The organism is Bradyrhizobium sp. KZN70725, assembly GCF_055264925.1.
This window is the reverse complement of record NZ_JBUYWT010000129.1, coordinates 1-5,352: the sequence shown is the minus strand read 5'-3', so window position 1 is coordinate 5,352 and position 5,352 is coordinate 1. Positions and strand designations below refer to the sequence as shown.

Annotated in this window: 3 protein-coding genes and 2 pseudogenes; 1 reads left to right on the top strand and 4 read right to left on the bottom strand. The window is 61.0% G+C overall.

Annotation, left to right across the window (positions count from 1 at the left end):
• The coding region (locus ACZBJS_RS41880) for a helix-turn-helix domain-containing protein (protein ID WP_463440274.1) at positions 1 to 674 on the top strand (674 nt) is incomplete at its 5' end.
• Positions 675 to 699: 25 nt separating this feature from the next.
• On the opposite strand, the pseudogene ACZBJS_RS41875 reads toward ACZBJS_RS41880, so the two are convergent.
• From ACZBJS_RS41875 to ACZBJS_RS41860, 4 genes and pseudogenes are all read right to left on the bottom strand, one after another.
• Positions 700 to 1,029 (bottom strand): annotated as a pseudogene (locus ACZBJS_RS41875) (ATP-binding protein); the annotation flags it as partial.
• Between the two features lie 11 nt (positions 1,030 to 1,040).
• On the bottom strand, positions 1,041 to 2,579 hold the full coding sequence (istA, locus tag ACZBJS_RS41870) for an IS21 family transposase (protein ID WP_463440275.1): 1,539 nt from the start codon (positions 2,577 to 2,579) through the stop codon (positions 1,041 to 1,043).
• Positions 2,580 to 3,246: 667 nt separating this feature from the next.
• The gene (locus ACZBJS_RS41865; protein ID WP_316399461.1) at positions 3,247 to 4,929 is read right to left on the bottom strand and encodes a tetratricopeptide repeat protein; all 1,683 of its coding nucleotides are present in this window, start codon (positions 4,927 to 4,929) and stop codon (positions 3,247 to 3,249) included.
• Positions 4,930 to 5,258: 329 nt separating this feature from the next.
• A pseudogene (locus tag ACZBJS_RS41860) lies at positions 5,259 to 5,352 on the bottom strand (IS5/IS1182 family transposase); the annotation flags it as partial.

The window sequence follows — 5,352 nt, the reverse complement described above, 5'->3', positions numbered from 1 at the left end:
TTCGCATTGCCCGCGACAAACAGCCGCCCACTCTAACCGACGCAGAACGCGCAGAGATTCTTGGACTAGGGACAGACGTGGAGCGCCTGTGGAGCCATCCGGCAGCCTCGGCCGCGACACGAAAGCGGATATTGAGAGCGGTTCTCGAAGAGATCATCGTCACCGTCGAGCCACGAATATTGCACCTAAAATTGCACTGGAAGGGGGGCGACCACACCGCGCTCGAAGTTGTGAAGAACCGGGCCGGACAGCATCGGTGGAAGACCGATGCTTCAACTGAACAGCTGATCTGTGATCTGGCTCGTTTGCTGCCGGACGGGAGCATTGCGTCCGTTCTTAATCGGCTTGGCACACGCACGGCCAAAGGCAACACGTGGACCCAGCAACGCGTTTGCGTCTTCCGCAACGACCACAACATCCCTGTCTACCGAGATGGCGAACGCGCCGAGCGTGGAGAGCTGATCCTGCACGAGGCTGCAAGCCGTTTGGGTCTCAGCAAGATGACGGTGGTACGACTAATCAAGGATGGTATCCTGCCGGCCAAACAGAGTTGCGTAGGCGCACCGTATGTGATCCGGGAGATTGACCTGAATCGGCAGGAAGTCCGTCATGCGGTGACCAATGGTCGCGCAGTATCACAAGATCCGCGGCAACGAAGCTTCGATTATCAATGACATAGCGAGATGTGCATCATGCCACCAGCCCGGTGGGCCCGCAGATCAGCAGGTTGGCGTGGTCGTCGATCCATTGGCCTTCGACCAGCATCGTCAGGAGGCTGCGGTCGAGGCCGCGCGGGGTGCGATAGTCGATGTCCTCGACGCAAGCCTGCTGGCGCAGCTTGGCGTATTGCAGCCGCTTCGATAGCCGCTTGTCGCGTCGCAGCGAGGCTTCGCGTTCGAGCAGCAGCGCGAGCCATTCGGCATGGCCGAGGCTTGCGGCATCGCCGCCGGCTTCGATGTCGGCAAAGGCCTTGGCCATGCCATGAAGGCCGAGCGCGTGGAGTTGATCGAGGGTCGGATGCGTGAGCAAGGCGTGATCTCCTAGTTGTAGTAGCGCGGCCCGCGGATGTTGGGATGAAGGACCGGCGCGTTGTCCGCGGGGCGCTTGGGTGAAGGACGCCGATCGAGGTTGTTGGCAAGGATCGATTTGACCGAGCCGTAGGTGCGCGCGCCGATGTCGATCGCCCGCATGGCGGCAGCATCGAGCCGCTCTTGCCCGTAGGATTGGCCGAGCCGGATGATGCCGAGGCAAGCGCGGAAGCCCTGCTCGGGGTGCGCCCGCTCATCGAGGATCAGGTCGCACAGCGCCGCGGTGGCCGGCCCGATCGTGGCGGCCTCCTTGCGAATGCGCTCGATGGTCCAGCCGGCGTAGCGCCGATGACTGGACGCCATGTGTTCCGGCACGGTGGTGTGCTTGTGGTTGCCGCTCATGCGCTGATGCGCGGCGATCCGCTCGCCCTTGTGGAAAATCTCGACGGTGCGGGCGGTGAAGCGCACCTCGACCTCGGCGCGGACGAAGCGATGCGGGACGCTGTAGTAATGCGCCTCGACCTCGACGTGATAGTCGATGCTGACCCGGCAGATCCGCCACTCGGCGAACACGTAGGGGCTCTCCGGCAAGTCCTTGAGCGCCGGCCGGTCGATCTCCTCCAATAGCTTGCGGCGGGTCACGCCGAGCCGCCGGATCGGCCGCTCCTCGTTGAGCCGGGTCATTAGCTCGGTGATCGCCGCGTTGACCTCGGCGAGGCTGTGGAAGGTGCGGTGGCGCAGCCGCCCGAGCAGCCAGCGCTCGACCATGAGGACCGCCTGTTCGACCTTCGCCTTGTCCCGTGGCCGTCGCGGCCTGGCCGGCAGAATGGCGGTGCCGTAATGCGCCGCCATGTCGGCATAGCTGCGGTTGATCTGCGGGTCGTAGAGGCAGGCCTTGATCACTGCGACCTTGGTATTGTCCGGCACCAGCAGCGCCGGCACGCCGCCGATCGCCTCGAAGGCGCCGACGTGGCCGCTGATCCAGTCGGCGAGCCCCTGCGTCCAGGTCGCCTGCGCGTAGGTGAAGCTCGATGCGCCGAGCACCGCGACGAAGATCTGCGCGGCGCGTCGCTCGCCGGTGAACCGGTCGATTACCACCGGCACGCCGTCGCCGGCATAGTCGACGAACAGCTTGTCGCCGGCCATATGCGACTGGCGCATCGTCACCGACAGGCGGCCTTCCCAGGCGCGGTAGAGCTCGCAGAACCGCGAATAACGATACCCGCCGGGTTCGCCTGCGATGTACTCGTCCCACAGGATCGACAGCGTCACATGCTTGCGCCGGAGTTCGCGGTGTACCGCCGCCCAGTCAGGCTCGGCCTGCCGGCGATGGCCCCGCCGGGTGCCGGGACCGGCTCCCGCACTGGCGAACAGCCGGGCTTCCAGCGCAGCGTCGGTGATGTCGTCGGGCAATGGCCAGGTCAGCCCCGCCGCCTCGAACCGGTGGATCGTCAACCGCACCGTCGAAGGGGCTGTCCCCACCCGCCGCGCAATCTCGCGGGTCGGCATCCCGGCCGACTTCAATCTGATCACATCGCGCACATGGCGCATCGCAAACCTCTCCGTCGGCATCCAGGTCCCCCTTCGCAAAGCCGAAAGGCGGGACCGTATCGGAGCCAGAAGAGGCCTCGTCACCCCGGGTTCGCCCTTGCGATACCCCGGGCGACATCATCCCGGAATGGTGGGCGAGATCATCTCGGAATGGCGGGCGACATCAAATCGGAACGGTGGGCGAGATCATTCCGGAATCGTGGGCGACATCGAGCGGAATCAGCAAGACGATGCTGGGCGCCACGGTCGGAAAGGTCCTCGCGCTCGCGGGTGACCTTTGCGAGGAAGGGCTACACGCGGCAAAGAAGCTGAATTATCGGCCCGTGCTGGCGTGCTGGACCATATCCGTCAGCTGTTAGCGACCCGAAAGAGGCCGTGAGTTTTCCAAGGATTTGCCGCGAACAGCCGAGGTCCGCTTTGGGTCCAAAAGCCGTCCATGGCGGCCGAGTTGAGGGACTTCCGGTTACCCTCGAAGAGCCGACGTTCCCGGTGGTTATGCAGACCGTCAGCTTAGGGCCTAGGCTATGTGAGAACCTCTTTTGGGTAGGTCGGAAGTCCGGCATCGGTTCGATTTGGGCGGTCCGATGGGCGACGCGAGGCTTCCGAACCTGAAGGCCGCCATCTGGCTACAAATATGCGTCCAAACCAAGGAGAGAAGCGGCGCTTACTATTCGTATCCCGCCTTCTCCAGTCCACCGAAATAGAGTTCTCGCATCCACGCTTGAGAAATCATGGTTCTTTCGGTTACTTCTTTAAGCGTCTGCATTGGCGTGAGTGATCGGAGGACCGCAACCGCCTTCAAAGCGTCCTCACTTCTGCCGAGATGGGCAAGAGTTGCTGCCTTATAACGCCATGTCACTCTCGCAGACGGTGCAAGCTCGATAGAGCGATCGAATAGCGACAAAGCTTCCGAGAACTTTCTCTCAAAGAACAGAACGATACCTAGGCCTTGGATCAAGAAATAATTGCGCGGATCAAGCGGGTTGATGCGCAAAGCTCTTTCGAAATTATGGCGGGCGGCGTCTAGCTCGCCGCGATAGAGATAGCCAAACCCACTATTGACGCAGACAAAAGCTGAATTTGGCTGAAGGCGTAAAGCACGTTCGGCGTATTCTCGAGATGAATCATGCTTTCCTACCAGGATCGTGTAAACCCAAGAAGCTATCGCTAGCGCAGTAGCATCTTCGGGATCCGCTTGGACCGCCTGATGAGCGATCCGCTCAGCCTCAAGCACTCGTTCCTTATATGGCTGCGCACCCATGATGCACTGTCGGCCAATACAATCGGCCAAGAGCGCAAGAGCACTGGAATATTGGGCGTCGAGGCTAACGGCCCGTCGGAGCAATTCTTCCGCCTGTAAATAGGACTGTGGATCGAATTGTCGGATAAAGGGCTGCGCCCGCAGGAAGTAGTCGTAAGCGCTCAGGTCTGAAGTTGGTCTCTTTTTTGACCTTTCTATCTCCCTCAAGTTGATGGTCGGCTCGATAGCCGCAGCGACAGCGGAGGTCATCTCGTCTTGGAGTTCGAAGACGTCTTTGTACTCGCGCTCGAAACGCTCCGCCCAGATGTGATGTCCGGTTTCCGCCTCGATGAGCTGACCCGTAATACGGACCCGATTTCCCGCCTTACGGACGCTTCCTTCAAGGACATATCGGACACCAAGCTCGCGCCCAATCTGCTTGATATCGACAGCTCTGCCCTTGTAGGTAAATGAGGAATTGCGGGCTATTACAAAAAACCACTTTACTCGCGATAGCGCGGTGATGATGTCCTCGACCATGCCGTCCGCGAAATACTCCTGTTCAGGATCGCCACTCATGTTCTGGAATGGCAAGACTGCAATCGATGGTTTGGCGGGAAGCGGCGGGTGGGCCGGAGTGCTTGGCATTGTTGTCGTACTAACCGACAGCACCTGCATCGGCCTTGGCAGGTTTTTCAGGCTGACTTCCCCCTTGTCTAGGAACGTGACCTTCACTCGATCCCGAACCTGATCATAGAGGGGCCGGGAGATGGTAATGCCACCCGGCTCGGCTACGCCCTCTAACCGAGCAGCTACATTGACGCCGTCTCCGAGTAGGTCGTCTTGATCGGCTACGACATCTCCGAGATGAATGCCAATTCGCAGGCGCATCTCGGTCGTTCCAGCCTGGATAGCGATGGCACACTCCAAAGCTCTAACAGGACTGGCGAACTCGGCGAGGAAGCCATCGCCCATCGTCTTGAATAGGCGACCTTCGTGCGTACGTATCGAGGGCTCGATAACCTCGCGTCGCAATTGGCCGAGTTGGACCAAGGCCGCAACCTCGTCTGCCGCAACCAGACCCGAGTAGCCGACCACGTCAGCCGCCATGATGGTCGTCAGTCGCCTATGGATCGGCTCCTCTTGCACCATCATCCTCCGCGCGACATCAGCATGTATCAAATCACATCGTGGCGGTACCGAGAAGCGATCAGAAATCCTGGACGATCGAGCCACAGGGTCGGTTTTACGACCACCGAAAGCGATACCGTAGGACTACGGCCCTCGCCGCGACGGAATTCTGGAGACCCATTCGCCGTCCGCTCGTCTCGGGTGATGGCTCTCCAGCACTGGGACGAGCACGGGCGGCTCCATGAAGTCCAAGTAGCCGCTTGGGGCCCAGCGACAGCGCTGTGATCCCCTCTAGGTGGTGTGGACACTTATCGCAGCCATAGGACGATGGCAGCGAGAGTGACGACGGCCCGGTAATTCCGGGCGGTCTTTTCGAAGCGGGTTGCGACGCGTCGGAACTGC